We start from the raw sequence: 12,963 nt of genomic DNA, 5'->3' as shown, positions 1-12,963 counted from the left end.
CCGGTCCCTCAGCCGGCCCCCGTCGCCCCCGCGCCGACCCGCCCGGCCGTCCAGCTCACCCCCGGCACCGCGCTCGCCCTCGTCGGCGGCGGCACGGCCGTCGTACTGGTCCTCGGCGCCGTCCTGGTCTCGCTGCTCCTGGCGGTCGCCATCACCGGCGCATCGGTCGCCGTCTGCGCGGTCGTCCTGCGCTCCTTGCTCGCCTCCGACGCCAAACGCCGCTGACCGGCCCCCGGGCGGCCTCGATACCGCCAAGCATCCGCCGCCCGGGAGCCGTCCCCACCGATCGGTCTCGCAACCGGAAGGAACCCCCAGCATGGCCCACCGGGCCTCACTCGCGACACAGAAGACGTCCACGTCCGCCCCGCCGCTCGACCCGATCACCCTCGGAGACATCCTCCGGGTGGCCTCGGCCTCCGACTACACCCGCTGGGAAGACCAGATCCGCCGCACCGGCGGCTGCTCCGACCCGATCCACCTCACCGGCTGGACTCTCCACAAGGACAAGACCACCGGCGAGACCCTGCACCACTACTCCACCGAGAACGAGCCGGGCGGACGCCTCCGCCTCGCCTGCGGCAACCGCCGTGCCTCGCGCTGCCCGTCCTGCGCCTGGACGTACGCAGGCGACACCTACCACCTGATCCGCGCCGGCCTCGCCGGAGACGACCGCCGCGACATCCCCGCCACCGTCCGCGACCACCCCCGCGTCTTCGCCACACTCACCGCGCCCTCGTTCGGCCCGGTCCACAACCGCCCCGACCACACCGGCACCTGCCGCTGCGGCACCACGCACACCGCCGACTCCCCCGAGCTGGGCACCGCCCTCAACCCCGACACCTACGACTACGCGGGCGCCGTCCTCTTCAACAACCACGCCGGACAGCTCTGGCAGCGCTTCACCACCCGCCTGCGCCGCGAACTCGCCGCCCGCGCCGGCCTGCCCCGCCGCGAACTCGCCGACCACCTGCGCGTCTCGTACGGCAAGGTCGCAGAGTTCCAGAAGCGCGGCGCGCTGCACTTCCACGCCGTCGTACGCCTCGACGGACCGGAGGGCCCCGGGACGCCCCCGCCCGCCTGGGCCACGGTCGACCTCCTCTCGGACGCGGTGCACGCCGCCGCAGCGCACTCGTACACATCCGTGTCGGTCCCGGCCGCCGATGACCAACCGAATCGGACCTTCCGATGGGGAAGACAGCTCGACGTCCGACCGGTGAAGGCCTTCGGCGACGGCTCCGACATCACAGAACAGGCCGTCGCCTCGTACGTCGCCAAGTACGCGACCAAAGCCGCTGAGAACACGGGGACCCTGGACCGCCGAATCGGTGAACTCGCCGAACTCGACCGCCATCGCGTCCCCGACCACGCCCGCCGACTCATCACCGCCTGCCGCGACTTGGACGCCCTGTACCCGGAACGACGACTCTGGGCCTGGGCGCACATGCTCGGCTTCCGCGGGCACTTCTCGTCCAAGTCGCGCAGCTACTCGACGACCCTCGGCGCCCTCCGCCAGGAACGCGCCGACTTCCGCGCCGCTCAAGAGGCCTCCGTCCTCGGCCTCGACGACCGCGAGCCGGACACCGTCCTTGTCCTGACCGACTGGCAGTACGCCGGCCACGGCCACACCCCGGGCGAAGCCGCCCTCGCTGCCACCGTCGCCCGCGACCTCCAAACCAACCGCGAGACCGCCCGCGAAGCCTTGCGCGACCTGGCAGTGGAAGGAGCCGCAGCATGACCGTTCGCACGCTTCCCGAGCGGTACCTGACTCCGGCCGATGTCGCTGAGCTCCTGGGTGTTCCGGTCGAGACGCTGTACCAGTGGCGGCGCAAGCGCTCGGGTCCTCCGGCCTTTCGGGTCGGGAGGCATCTTCGGTACGACCCTGTGCGGCTCCGCCAATGGGTCGACGGTCTGACCGAGGCGGCCGCCTGATGCCGGGGCATGTGCAGGATCGCTGGTACAAGACGGAACCGGGTCCGGACGGCAAGCCCGTCAAGGTCAAATCGGACCGATACGGCACCGGCTTCCGCTACCGGGCCCGGTACGTCGGGCCAGACGGCACCGAGAAGAGCCGGTCCTTCCCCGACCGGCAGAAGCGTCGGGCGGAGGAGTGGCTGGCCGAGACGGCCGCCGACATGTCCCGGGGGCAGTACATCGACCCCAAGGCGGCACAGACGACCTTCCAGCAGTACGCGGAACGCTGGATCACCGGGCAGACGACCGACCTGAACACACGTATCGGAGCGGAGACCCGCCTTCGGCTGCATGCCTTCCCTCGTATCGGGTCGCGCCCGCTCGGGTCCTTCCGGCCGCTCCACATCCGCGAGTTCGTGCGGGATCTGGAGAACGACTCGATAAGCGGCGCCTACGCCCGCAACATCTACGCCAACGTCCGTGCGGTGTTGTCGGCCGCCGTGGATGACGGTCACCTTGCCCGGAATCCCTGCTCGGCATCGTCGGTTCGTCCGCCAACCGTCTCGGCCGCCCGGGTCGTTCCCTGGCTCCCGTCCCAGGTACGCGCGGTCCGCGACGCGCTCCCCGAGCGCTACCGAGCCATGGTCGACGTGGGCAGCGGCTGCGGTCTCCGGCAGGGTGAGATCGTCGGCTTGGCCGAGGACACGATTCAGCTCGACAGCGACACGCTTCATGTCACCACTCAGGTCAAGCTGATCCGGGGTGTCGCGGTCTTCGCCCCGCCGAAGGGCAACAAGGAGCGGGACGTACCGCTGCCGTCCTCGGTGGCCTCCGCCTTACGGCAGCACATGACGAGTCACCCGCCCGCGGCTATCAAGCTGCCGTGGATCCGGCCGGACGGCCCGCTCACCGAGCGGCGGCTGATCTTCACCAACACGGTCGGCGGAATCGTCTGGCGGAGCAACTTCAACGCCCTGGAGTGGAAGCCCGCCCTTGCGGCGGCCGGCCTCATCCCGACGCCCGGGCCCGGGGAGCCGTACGCCTCCGCCCGGCAGCACGGGATGCACGCCCTTCGCCACTTCTACGCGTCGGTCCTGCTGGACGCGGGCGAGAGCATCAAGGCCGTGAGCGAATACCTCGGGCACTCCGACCCGGCGATGACACTGCGGGTGTACGCGCACCTGATGCCCAGCAGCAGCGAGCGAGCTCGCCGGGCCCTGGACGGGGTCTTCGGCGCGGCCCAGGAGCCCTGACGGCCCAGGGACGGCCCGGCGGGTACAAGACAGCCCCCTATTGGCGACATCGTCGCTGGTAGGGGGCTTCTTCGTGCCCGGGGAAGGTCCGTTCTCCGGGTGCAGGCATAACACGTCCAGTGTGGCAGATCCACTCGGGTGGCCCAGGCCAATCAGGGGTGGGGGTGGTCACCTGCGAGCGGTGAGTGTCGGCATCGGCAGACCTCGGACGGCCCGGGTGACGGCCCAGGAATGATCTTGTATGGGGCGTCGATGCCCCGCGGCCCCGGGACGGCTCCGTCGTTCGGCCCATCAAGGGCGTCGGCGGCAGCGCCGAAGAGGACCAAGCGGAGTCGCCCCGCCCTGGCATTCCGGTGCGCCTCCGTGCCCCAGGCCGCCCCGATGACGGCGGTCCCGTACCCCGGCCGACAGGCCCGGAGGAGATCCCGCATGCGCGTCTTCCTGCCCCTGACCGCCGTCACCACCGCCGCGCTCCTGCTCGTCACGGTCACCGGCACGACTCCCGCCGCCGCGGACCGGAACCCCGGCGACACACCACTGGTCAAGGTGTCCCACGGCGACCCGTACGCGAAGTGCACGATCGGAGCGAGGTCCCCCGACAGCATCGTCTACCCGGGCACCGAGGTCGAGCCGTACCTGTCCGTCGATCCGCGCGACCCCAAGCGCGTGGTCACCGTCTTCCAGCAGGACCGCTGGAACGACGGCGGCGCCCGTGGCCTGGCGGCCGGCTGGACCACGGACGGCCGCACCTTCCACCGGAGCACGCTGCCGTTCAGCCTGTGCGCCCCCGGCGGCGCGGACTACGAACGGGCCACCGACCCCTGGGTGAGCACCGGACCGGACGGCACGGTCTACGCCGGTGGGGAGGGCGTCGACTTCACCAGGAGCACGCGCACCGCCCTCCTGGCGGCAACATCCCGTGACGGGGGTCGCACGTGGCGGAACCTCACCACCACGCACGTCGACGAGCAGCCGTTCTTCAACGACAAGCCCACACTCGCCGCCGACCCGATCCGCAAGGGCACCGCCTACCAGGTCTGGGACCGCCTCGACAACGACCCGCCCGGCCCCAGCTCCCTCGACGGTCCCGGCTACATCTCCCTCACCCGCGACGGCGGTCGCACCTGGAGCAAGGCCCGGCCGTTCGTCGACACCAGCACCGTGCCCAACACCCAGACCATCGGCCATCAGATCGTCGTCGACCGGCGCACCGGCACCCTGTACGACTTCTACGACCGGATCACCTACGCCGACGACCTGACCACCGTCGTCGAAGCCCGCTACGAGATGGTCACCTCGACCGACGCCGGAGAGAGCTGGAGCGCCCCGGTCACCGTGGCCCGGGACACCTCCGTACCGGAGGTCGACCCGAACGACCCCACCAAACTGCTGCGCGCCGGGTCCACCCTGCCGAGCCCGGCCGTCGCCCCCAGGACAGGCACGCTGTACATGGCCTACGAGGGCTCGGACTTCTCCGGTGGAAAGTTCGATTCCGTCCAGCTTGTGCGGTCCACCGACGGCGGACGCACCTGGGGGACCCCGGAGCTGATCAGCCCCAAGGGCGTTCCGGCCTTCTCGCCGTCGATCGCGGTCGCCGGGCGGGGCACGGTCGCGCTCACCTACTACGACCTGCGCTTCCTCGAGCCCGGCAACACCACCACCCTGCCCACCGCCTACCAACTGGCCACGCTGCCGCACGGAAACCCGAAGCTGCGGACCGAGCGACGGATCTCGCGGATCTTCGACTGGCTTCAGGCGCCGTTCGCCGGGGGCTACTTCCTCGGCGACTACCAGGGCCTGGTGGCGGCCGGCAAGGGAGTACGGGCGGTGCTCACCGAGACCCACTCCGGCGCACCACGGAACCGTACGGACGTGTACACCGGCAGTCTCCGCACCCGCTGACCGACGCGGACGCCTTCAGTCGGCGGCTGCGGTACCCCTGATGCGGGCGCTCTGGGCCGAACCTAGACTGACGAGGGCACAAAACGCCCCAAAATAGGGAGATGCGCACCATGGCCAAGCGAGGGAACAAGCGACGCGCCCGCAAGAAGAAGAAGGCGAACCACGGCAAGCGTCCCAACGCCTGAGCCGACCCGCGGCACACGGCCGAAGGCCCATGCCTTCGCCACCCGGTTCGGAGCCAAGGGCTCGTACGCGCGGCAACAAGCATGGAGCCGGCCCCGGCGAGACCAGGGCCGGCTCGCTACCCCGACACAGGCAGCGTCGCCCACCGGCCGACCGGCCATACGACGACGAAGGCCCGGCCGATGACCTGGTCCTCGTCGACGGTGCCGCCGCCGGGCAGGTCCTGGTGGTACCGGGAGTCCGAGGAGTCCTGGCGGTGGTCACCCATCACCCAGAGCCTCCCCTCCGGCACCTTGATCGGCCCGAACGGCTTGTCACCGCAGGGAGTGTTGCCGGCGTAGATGTACGGCTCGTCCAGCGCCTTCCCGTTGACCTTCACAGGACCGCTCCCCGAGCATTCCACGGTGTCGCCGCCGACCGCGATCACCCGTTTGATCAGGTCCTTCTCGTCCGCCGACGGCATCAGGCCGACGAAGCCGAGGACCTTCTGCGCCGCGTTCGGCTCCTCGGCCTCGTCCGGGAGCCAGCCGCCCGGGTCGTGGAAGACCACGACCTCTCCGCGCTGCGGCTTGGATCCGAACCACGGCGTCAGCTTGTCGACCAGCACGCGGTCGCCGGTCTGGAGCGTGTTCTGCATCGAGTCGGACGGGATCGAGAACGCCTGTACGAAGAACGTCTTGATCACCAGTGCGAGCAGCAACGCGATGCCGATGAGGATCGGCAACTCCTTCCAGAAGGAGCGCGCTTTCGGCCGGCCCTCCCCCGTCATTCCGTCGTCGCTACCGTCGCCCCCGGATCTCGACCGTGTGCCTGCGACAAGATCTTCCACAACCACGCCTCCCGCCCCCGCGCCCGGCTCCGGGCGCACCATGTCCGACGTGACCCCTCGTGTACACAGCACAGAGCCCACCAGTCACAACGAGCGGGAGTTCCCGCAAGCAGCGGCCCGCCGCCGTGGACGCCACCCGCAGCTGTACCTCGCCAGCAGCTGTACCTCGCCAGGCGGCGAGCTCAGATCGATGCGTCTCCGGCAGCCTCGGAGCCCGAGTCGTCCCCGGCTGCCCCGGCTGCCCGGACTTCCCAGGCTCGGGGGCGCTTCAGTGCCTCCCATTCGGGGCGCAGCAGGGAGAAGACGGCGAGGTCGTGGCGGCGGCCGCGGTGGAGGCAGGCGGAGCGGCTGACGCCCTCCTGGACGAAGCCCGACCTGGCGAGGACGGCGAGGGCGGGGGCGTTGTCCGTGTGGGTCTCCGCCGTGAGCCGGTACAGCCAGAGTTCGCCGAACGCCAGGTCCACCAGGGCGTCGAGGGCGGCGACGCCATGGCCCTGCCCGCGATGTCCGGGGGCCAGCATCAGCTCCACCTCCGCCTTGCCGTCGCCGATGTCCTGGTTGCTGAGGACGGCGTGGCCGATGGGGGTGTGGTCGGGGAGCAGTACGAGGAAGTCGTCGCGGTCGTTGTCGTCGCAGTCGCGCTCGACGCGTTCGCGCGTCGCGGTACGGGAGCGCGGCCAGATGCCCATCTCATGGGCGATCACCGGGTCGGATCGCCAGCCGTGCAGCAGGTCGGCGTCGTCCACGTCGAGTGCCGCGAGGCCGACGGTTCCGGCGCGCCAGGCGATGTGTCTCTCCGCGTCGCTCTCGTGGTCCGCGTCGTCCATGTCGTTCTCGGCATCCGCGGTCCCGGCGTTCTCGATCATGGGGGGATGCTAGGCGCGGCCGTCTGGCCCGGCCACCGGGTTTCCGGGGCCCTCCGGTCCGGCCCGAGGCGGGCGGCTCGTACGGCAAAAACGTTCCACCCCTCCCGCGGTGCGGATCACGGTGAAGTGATCGCGGATGCGGAAGGGGTGGTGACGAAGACGGGCGGACGCGGTCGTCAGCCGGAGCCCACGAAGATCACGAGGAGCAGCCACACCACGGGAGCCGTGGGCAGCAGCGAGTCCAGCCGGTCCATGATGCCGCCGTGGCCCGGCAGCAGCGTGCCCATGTCCTTGATGCCGAGGTCCCGCTTGATCATGGACTCGCCGAGGTCGCCGAGCGTCGCGCTCGCGGCCACCGCGAGGCCGAGCAGGAGCCCCTGCCACCACGCGCCGCCGTCGATCAGGAACTGCATGCACAGCGCGCCCGCGACCATGGCGAAGGACACCGCGCCCAGCAGCCCCTCGCGGGTCTTGCCGGGACTGATGCGCGGGGCCAGCTTGTTCTTGCCGAAGCGCCAGCCGACGGCGTACGCGCCCGTGTCGCTGACCACCGTCAGCAGCAGGAACGTCAGCACCCGCCACGGTCCGTCGTCGGCCGTCAGCATCATCGCCACGAAGGTGGCCAGGAACGGTACGTAGAAGGCGGCGAAGACGCCCGCGGTGACGTCCTTGAGGTAGCCCTCCGGCGGTTCGGTCATCCGCCACACGAGGACGGCCAGGGAGGTGAGGGCCATGGCGACCCAGGCGCCCTCCGCCCCGCTGACGTAGCCGGCCACGACCATCGCCGCGCCGCCGACCGCCAGCGGCACGAGGGGGGCCTTGATCTCCTTGCGCTCCTGGAGCCGACTGGTCAGCTCCCAGAGGCCGACGACCACGGCGACCGCCACGACGCCGACGAACACGGCCTTGACGACGAACAGCGAAGCGATGATCACCGCACCGAGCCCGACGCCGACGCCTATGGCCGCGCCCAGGTCACGGCCCGCGCTCTTCTTCTGCGGTGCGGGCGCCGGGTGAGAGGCGTCGGGCATGGGCTCCGGTTTCTGCGGCACCGCCGCAGGGGGCTGTGCCGACGGGATCTCGTCGCGGTACGGCTGGTGGCCGTACGTCTGGTCTGGGGAGGACCGGTCCCGGAAGGACTGGTCCTGGAAGGAGTGGCCCTGGAAGGACTGGTCCTGGAAGGACTGGTCCCGGAAGGGTTCGTCTTGGAACGGCTGGTCGTGGAACGGTTGGTGCTGAAACGGCCCGTCCCGGAACAGGGGGCCGCTCGACGAAGCGGCCCCCCGGTCGTCATCCTGGTCGCCGCCGTACGCGGGCAGGCCGGGCACGACGGGCATGGGGCGAGTGTGCTGCGCCTCAGGCGCATCGTACGCGGGACCCGCCGGGACAGCCCCCTGGGCAGGCCCCTGGTCGGACGGCCCCCAGTACCCGGCTTGGGGCGGTGCTCCCCAGGAAGACTCGTTCATCAGACTTCGAGAAGCTCAGCTTCCTTGTGCTTCAGGAGCTCGTCCACCTGGGCGACGTACTTCGCGGTGGTGTCGTCGAGCTCCTTCTCCGCACGGCGGCCCTCGTCCTCGCCGACCTCGCCGTCCTTGACCAGCTTGTCGATGGCGTCCTTGGCCTTGCGGCGCACGGAACGGATCGAGACCTTGGCGTCCTCGCCCTTGGTCTTGGCGACCTTGATGTAGTCCTTGCGGCGCTCCTCGGTCAGCTCGGGGAACACCACCCGGATGATGTTGCCGTCGTTGCTCGGGTTGACGCCCAGGTCGGAGTCGCGGATCGCCTGCTCGATGTTGCGCAGGGCGCTCTTGTCGAACGGGGTCACGACAGCCATGCGCGGCTCCGGCACGGAGAACGAGGCCAGCTGGTTGATCGGCGTCAGCGCGCCGTAGTAGTCGGCCACGATCTTGTTGAACATCGCCGGGTGCGCACGGCCGGTGCGGATCGCGGCGAAGTCCTCCTTGGCGACCACGACGGCCTTCTCCATCTTCTCCTCGGCCTCGAGGAGGGTCTCTTCGATCACCACTTGCTCCTGCGTGTCTTGAGTAGGCCCGGCTTCGGTTCCCTGCGGGGACCCGGCCGCCGGCTGCGTCGCGTCTTCTTCCTGCACGGTTCCCGACCGGCAGGACATTGTCCATCCCCCGGTCGGAGTCCGTCCCGTCCGTCCCCGGACGGGTGTCGTCCCCGTGGGCGAGGTCGTGCTCCGGTCAGTTCCGGCTGCTCTGGTCACCCACGAGCGTGCCGATCTTCTCACCCTTGACGGCGCGCGCGATATTGCCCTCCGCCAGAAGCTCGAAGACCAGGATCGGAAGCTTGTTGTCGCGGCAGAGCGTGACGGCGGTGGCGTCGGCGACCTTGAGCTCGCGGGTGATGACCTCGCCGTAGCCGAGAGCGTCGAACTTGACCGCGTCCGGGTTCGTCTTCGGGTCGGAGTCGTAGACGCCGTCCACGCCGTTCTTGCCCATGAGCAGGGCCTCGGCGTCGATCTCCAGGGCGCGCTGTGCGGCGGTGGTGTCGGTGGAGAAGTACGGCATGCCCATACCGGCGCCGAAGATGACCACGCGGCCCTTCTCCAGGTGCCGCACGGCGCGCAGCGGGATGTACGGCTCGGCGACCTGGCCCATGGTGATGGCGGTCTGCACCCGGCTGTCGATGCCCTCCTTCTCCAGGAAGTCCTGGAGGGCGAGGCAGTTCATCACCGTGCCGAGCATGCCCATGTAGTCGGAGCGCGCGCGGTCCATGCCACGCTGCTGGAGCTCGGCGCCGCGGAAGAAGTTGCCGCCGCCGATGACGACCGCGATCTCCGCACCGTCACGGACGACGGCCGCGATCTCCCGGGCGATCTTGTGCACCACGTCGGGGTCCACACCCAGGCCCCCGCCACCGGCGAAAGCCTCTCCGGACAGCTTCAGCAGAAACCGGCCGCCTACTTTGCCGTCGTCGCTCTTCTGGGCCTTCGTGGTCATGGAGATCCGCCTCTTTCACGTGGTGCACATACGAAGAAGGCCATTGCCGGTGGGATGTGGTTCGCAACCCGTGCGCGGCAATGGCCTCCTCGTCAGATCTGCTGTCGTCCGTCACGCGCGTGCGTGACGACGCCGTACGCGGACGACTGCTTCGACCCTAGCGAAGTTCCACCAGGAGTCGCGCGTCGATCGCGATACGGACTCAGATGCCGACCTTGATGCGCGTGAAGCGCTTCAGGGCGACACCCGCCTCGTCCAGAACCTTCTGGACCGACTTCTTGTTGTCGAGCGCGTACGGCTGACCGAGCAGCGTGGCGTCCTTGAAGAAGCCGTTCAGACGACCCTCGACGATCTTCGCGATCGCGGCCTCGGGCTTGCCCTCGGCGCGGGTGGTCTCCTCGGCGATACGACGCTCGGACTCGACGACCTCGGCCGGGACGTCCTCCTGGGCGAGGTACTTCGGCGCGAAGGCGGCGATGTGCTGGGCGACACCGCGGGCGACCTCGGCGTTCGGCTTGTCCAGCTCGACGAGGACACCGATCTGCGGGGGCAGGTCGGGCATCGTGCGGTGCATGTACGCGGCCACGTAGCCGTCGCCGAACTGCGCGAAGCGGTCCAGGACGATCTTCTCGCCGAGGTTGGCGTTGGCCTCGTCCACGAACGCCTGGACGGTCTTGCCGGGCTCGATCTCGGAGGCGAGCAGCGCCTCGATGTCGGCCGGGGAGGTCTTGGTGACGTGCTCGGCGATGGCCTTGGCCACGGCCTGGAACTTCTCACCCTTGGCGACGAAGTCCGTCTCGCACTTCAGCTCGACGAGGACGCCGGAGGAGTTGTCGTCGGCGATGATCGAGACCACGGCGCCGTTCTCGGCGGAGCGGCCCTCGCGCTTGGCGACGCCCTTCTGGCCCTTGATACGGAGCGCCTCGACGGCCTTGTCGACACTGCCCTCGGCCTCGTCCAGCGCCTTCTTGCAGTCCATCATGCCGGCGCCGGTGAGCTCGCGGAGCTTCTTGACGTCAGCGGCGGTGTAGTTCGCCATGATTCCTGGAATCTCTCTCGGAGTCTGAAGATCTACGGGCTGGACGGCGGGGGCTGTGCTGCCCCCGCCGTCCGGACCCGAAGGAGTGAGGGGGTCAGGCCTGCTCGGCGTCCGCGGCGGGGGCCTCGGCAGCGGCCTCGGCGGCCGGGGCCTCGGCCTGCTCGGCGTCGGCGACCTTCTCCGTCTCGGCGGAGGTCTGGACCTCGGCGTCGTCGGCCTTCTTCTCGCCCTCGAGCAGGTCGCGCTCCCACGCGGCGAGCGGCTCGCCCGCGCCCTTCTCGCCCTTGTCACCGGTGGCGACGCCGGAACGGGCGATGAGGCCCTCGGCGACGGCGTCGGCGATCACACGGGTGAGCAGGGTGACGGAGCGGATCGCGTCGTCGTTGCCCGGGATCTTGTAGTCGACCTCGTCGGGGTCGCAGTTGGTGTCGAGGATGGCGACGACCGGGATGTTGAGCTTCCGGGCCTCACCGACCGCGATGTGCTCCTTCTTGGTGTCCACGATCCAGACGGCGCTGGGCACCTTCTGCATCTCGCGGATACCGCCGAGGGTCTTCTCCAGCTTGGCCTTCTCGCGCGAGAGCACGAGAAGCTCCTTCTTGGTGAGACCGGAGGCCGCGACGTCCTCGAAGTCGATCTGCTCGAGCTCCTTGAGGCGCTGCAGACGCTTGTAGACGGTGGAGAAGTTGGTGAGCATGCCGCCCAGCCAGCGCTGGTTGACGTAGGGCATGCCGACGCGGGTGGCCTGCTCGGCGATGGCCTCCTGCGCCTGCTTCTTCGTGCCGACGAACATGACCGTGCCGCCGTGGGCGACGGTCTCCTTGACGAACTCGTAGGCGCGGTCGATGTACGACAGCGACTGGAGCAGGTCGATGATGTAGATGCCGTTGCGCTCCGTGAAGATGAAGCGCTTCATCTTCGGGTTCCAGCGACGGGTCTGGTGACCGAAGTGGACGCCGCTTTCCAGCAGCTCCCGCATCGTGACGACGGCCATGGCCGTTCTCCTTGAGTTTCTCGGTTGCCACGGATACCGGACGGCATCCGCGCCTGACGCCCGCGGTGCGCCGTGCCACAAAGGACCGAGGGGCGCTGACAGGGACCGTTGCCGGCCGCCCTGCCGGGGCGTGCGAAGTCGACCCGGTGACCCGGATCGCCAGAAGAAGTGTACGGGACCGGCGAGGTGACGGGTGACGCCGCTGTCCACAACCGGCGAGTAGCCCACAGATGCCGGTCATGTCCGGATGTTCTGCGGGACGGTTTCCCGCATGCCTCTGACACGCCGGACGCGAACGACACGACGGTCGCACTTGTCGCTCCTGTCGCTCTTGTCGCTCCTGCCCCCGGCCGCCCTGCCGTCACTGGCCCTGGCGGCGCTGCCCGCCCTGGCCCTGGCGGCCCCGCCGGCCCCGTCGGCCGCTCGCGCGGGCGCCGTGATCGCGCCGGCGTCGGTGCGGGCTGGTGTCCCGCCCGGGCCCTCGGATCCGGTGCCCGCCCTTGCGCGCGCCTGGCCGGTGGGGCTGCATCCCCGGGTCCTGCGCGGCTGGGAGCCACCGGCGACGGACTACGGCCCCGGTCACCGCGGGGTCGACCTGGCGGCCGAGCCGGGAGCGCCGGTCCGGGCGGTGGCCGCGGGCCGGGTGTCCTTCGCGGGCCGCGTCGCCGGCCGGGGTGTCGTCGCGGTGGAACTGGCGGGCACGGGCGAGCCGCCCCTGCGGACGACCTATGAGCCGGTACGGCCGTCCGTGGCGAAGGGCGACGTACTGAGGGCCGCGGACCAGGTCGGCACGGTGGAGGCGGTCGGCGGACACTGCCCGGTCGGCTGCGTCCACTGGGGTCTGCTCAGGGGGCGCAGCTACCTGGATCCCCTGTCCCTGCTCCCGCCCTGGCTGCTGCGCCGGGCCCCGTCGAGGCTGCTGCCGGTACTGGGCGTCCCACTGCCCCGCTGACCCTGCTCTGCCCTACCCTGCCCGGACGCCCCCTCCTGGCCTGGCTCGGCAACAAGTTCCCCCGGCAC

The 12,963-nt window shown here is 70.2% G+C and carries 13 protein-coding genes and 1 pseudogene; 7 read left to right on the top strand and 7 right to left on the bottom strand.

Annotated features, from left to right (window positions below; all coding sequences use genetic code 11):
- From FNH09_RS38800 to FNH09_RS50345, 6 genes are all read left to right on the top strand, one after another.
- Positions 1–225: SpdD-like protein (locus tag FNH09_RS38800; RefSeq protein WP_152894573.1), on the top strand; the 225-nt coding region annotated here is incomplete at its 5' end.
- A gap of 91 nt (positions 226–316) precedes the next feature.
- The gene (gene repSA, locus FNH09_RS38795) at positions 317–1,735 is read left to right on the top strand and encodes a replication initiator protein RepSA (protein WP_152894572.1); all 1,419 of its coding nucleotides are present in this window, start codon (positions 317–319) and stop codon (positions 1,733–1,735) included.
- Positions 1,732–1,929, top strand: a complete 198-nt coding sequence (locus FNH09_RS38790; protein WP_152894571.1) for a helix-turn-helix domain-containing protein — start codon at positions 1,732–1,734, stop codon at positions 1,927–1,929. The genes repSA and FNH09_RS38790 overlap by 4 nt, the downstream gene beginning before the upstream one ends.
- Entirely contained in the window at positions 1,929–3,164 is a 1,236-nt protein-coding gene (locus FNH09_RS38785) for a tyrosine-type recombinase/integrase (RefSeq protein ID WP_152894570.1), read from the top strand. The genes FNH09_RS38790 and FNH09_RS38785 overlap by 1 nt, the downstream gene beginning before the upstream one ends.
- Positions 3,165–3,593: 429 nt before the next feature.
- Complete coding sequence (locus FNH09_RS38775) at positions 3,594–5,066, top strand: sialidase family protein (RefSeq protein ID WP_152894569.1); 1,473 nt, start codon at positions 3,594–3,596, stop codon at positions 5,064–5,066.
- Positions 5,067–5,176: 110 nt separating this feature from the next.
- Positions 5,177–5,251 carry a 50S ribosomal protein bL37 gene (locus FNH09_RS50345; protein ID WP_100661309.1) on the top strand — a complete coding sequence of 25 codons (75 nt, stop codon included), beginning with the start codon at positions 5,177–5,179 and terminating at the stop codon, positions 5,249–5,251.
- Positions 5,252–5,376: 125 nt separating this feature from the next.
- Here FNH09_RS50345 and lepB read toward each other — a convergent pair.
- From lepB to rpsB, 7 genes and pseudogenes are all read right to left on the bottom strand, one after another.
- Positions 5,377–6,120: pseudogene (gene lepB / locus FNH09_RS38765) on the bottom strand (signal peptidase I); the annotation flags it as partial.
- Positions 6,121–6,260: 140 nt separating this feature from the next.
- The gene (locus FNH09_RS38760; RefSeq protein WP_238427369.1) at positions 6,261–6,944 is read right to left on the bottom strand and encodes a GNAT family N-acetyltransferase; all 684 of its coding nucleotides are present in this window, start codon (positions 6,942–6,944) and stop codon (positions 6,261–6,263) included.
- Positions 6,945–7,120: 176 nt separating this feature from the next.
- Complete coding sequence (locus tag FNH09_RS38755; protein ID WP_152894567.1) at positions 7,121–8,410, bottom strand: phosphatidate cytidylyltransferase; 1,290 nt, start codon at positions 8,408–8,410, stop codon at positions 7,121–7,123.
- Complete coding sequence (gene frr / locus FNH09_RS38750) at positions 8,410–8,967, bottom strand: ribosome recycling factor (protein WP_162469747.1); 558 nt, start codon at positions 8,965–8,967, stop codon at positions 8,410–8,412. The genes FNH09_RS38755 and frr overlap by 1 nt, the downstream gene beginning before the upstream one ends.
- 184 nt (positions 8,968–9,151) lie before the next feature.
- A complete protein-coding gene (pyrH, locus tag FNH09_RS38745; RefSeq protein ID WP_152894565.1) occupies positions 9,152–9,910 on the bottom strand; it encodes a UMP kinase in 759 nt (252 codons plus the stop codon).
- Positions 9,911–10,112: 202 nt separating this feature from the next.
- A complete protein-coding gene (gene tsf, locus FNH09_RS38740) occupies positions 10,113–10,949 on the bottom strand; it encodes a translation elongation factor Ts (RefSeq protein ID WP_152894564.1) in 837 nt (278 codons plus the stop codon).
- Positions 10,950–11,043: 94 nt separating this feature from the next.
- Positions 11,044–11,943 (bottom strand): 30S ribosomal protein S2, encoded by a 900-nt coding sequence (gene rpsB / locus FNH09_RS38735; protein WP_152894563.1) that lies wholly within the window; start codon positions 11,941–11,943, stop codon positions 11,044–11,046.
- Positions 11,944–12,307: 364 nt separating this feature from the next.
- Between rpsB and FNH09_RS38730 the strand changes: the two genes are divergently transcribed.
- Positions 12,308–12,895 carry a peptidoglycan DD-metalloendopeptidase family protein gene (locus FNH09_RS38730; protein WP_420802825.1) on the top strand — a complete coding sequence of 196 codons (588 nt, stop codon included), beginning with the start codon at positions 12,308–12,310 and terminating at the stop codon, positions 12,893–12,895.
- Positions 12,896–12,963: the final 68 nt, after the last annotated feature.

This window comes from Streptomyces adustus (assembly GCF_009377175.1).
GTDB lineage: Bacteria > Actinomycetota > Actinomycetes > Streptomycetales > Streptomycetaceae > Streptomyces > Streptomyces adustus.
This window is presented reverse-complemented; position numbering and strand designations above follow the sequence as displayed.

Excerpts from the sequence above, each read along its gene's own strand:
- tsf (WP_152894564.1), bottom strand. The coding sequence starts at position 10,949 with ATGGCGAACTACACCGCCGCTGACGTCAAGAAGCTCCGCGAGCTCACC.
- pyrH (WP_152894565.1), bottom strand. The coding sequence starts at position 9,910 with ATGACCACGAAGGCCCAGAAGAGCGACGACGGCAAAGTAGGCGGCCGG.
- FNH09_RS38790 (WP_152894571.1), top strand. The coding sequence starts at position 1,732 with ATGACCGTTCGCACGCTTCCCGAGCGGTACCTGACTCCGGCCGATGTC.
- FNH09_RS38755 (WP_152894567.1), bottom strand. The coding sequence starts at position 8,410 with ATGAACGAGTCTTCCTGGGGAGCACCGCCCCAAGCCGGGTACTGGGGG.
- FNH09_RS38760 (WP_238427369.1), bottom strand. The coding sequence starts at position 6,944 with ATGATCGAGAACGCCGGGACCGCGGATGCCGAGAACGACATGGACGAC.
- repSA (WP_152894572.1), top strand. The coding sequence starts at position 317 with ATGGCCCACCGGGCCTCACTCGCGACACAGAAGACGTCCACGTCCGCC.
- rpsB (WP_152894563.1), bottom strand. The coding sequence starts at position 11,943 with ATGGCCGTCGTCACGATGCGGGAGCTGCTGGAAAGCGGCGTCCACTTC.
- FNH09_RS38785 (WP_152894570.1), top strand. The coding sequence starts at position 1,929 with ATGCCGGGGCATGTGCAGGATCGCTGGTACAAGACGGAACCGGGTCCG.
- FNH09_RS38775 (WP_152894569.1), top strand. The coding sequence starts at position 3,594 with ATGCGCGTCTTCCTGCCCCTGACCGCCGTCACCACCGCCGCGCTCCTG.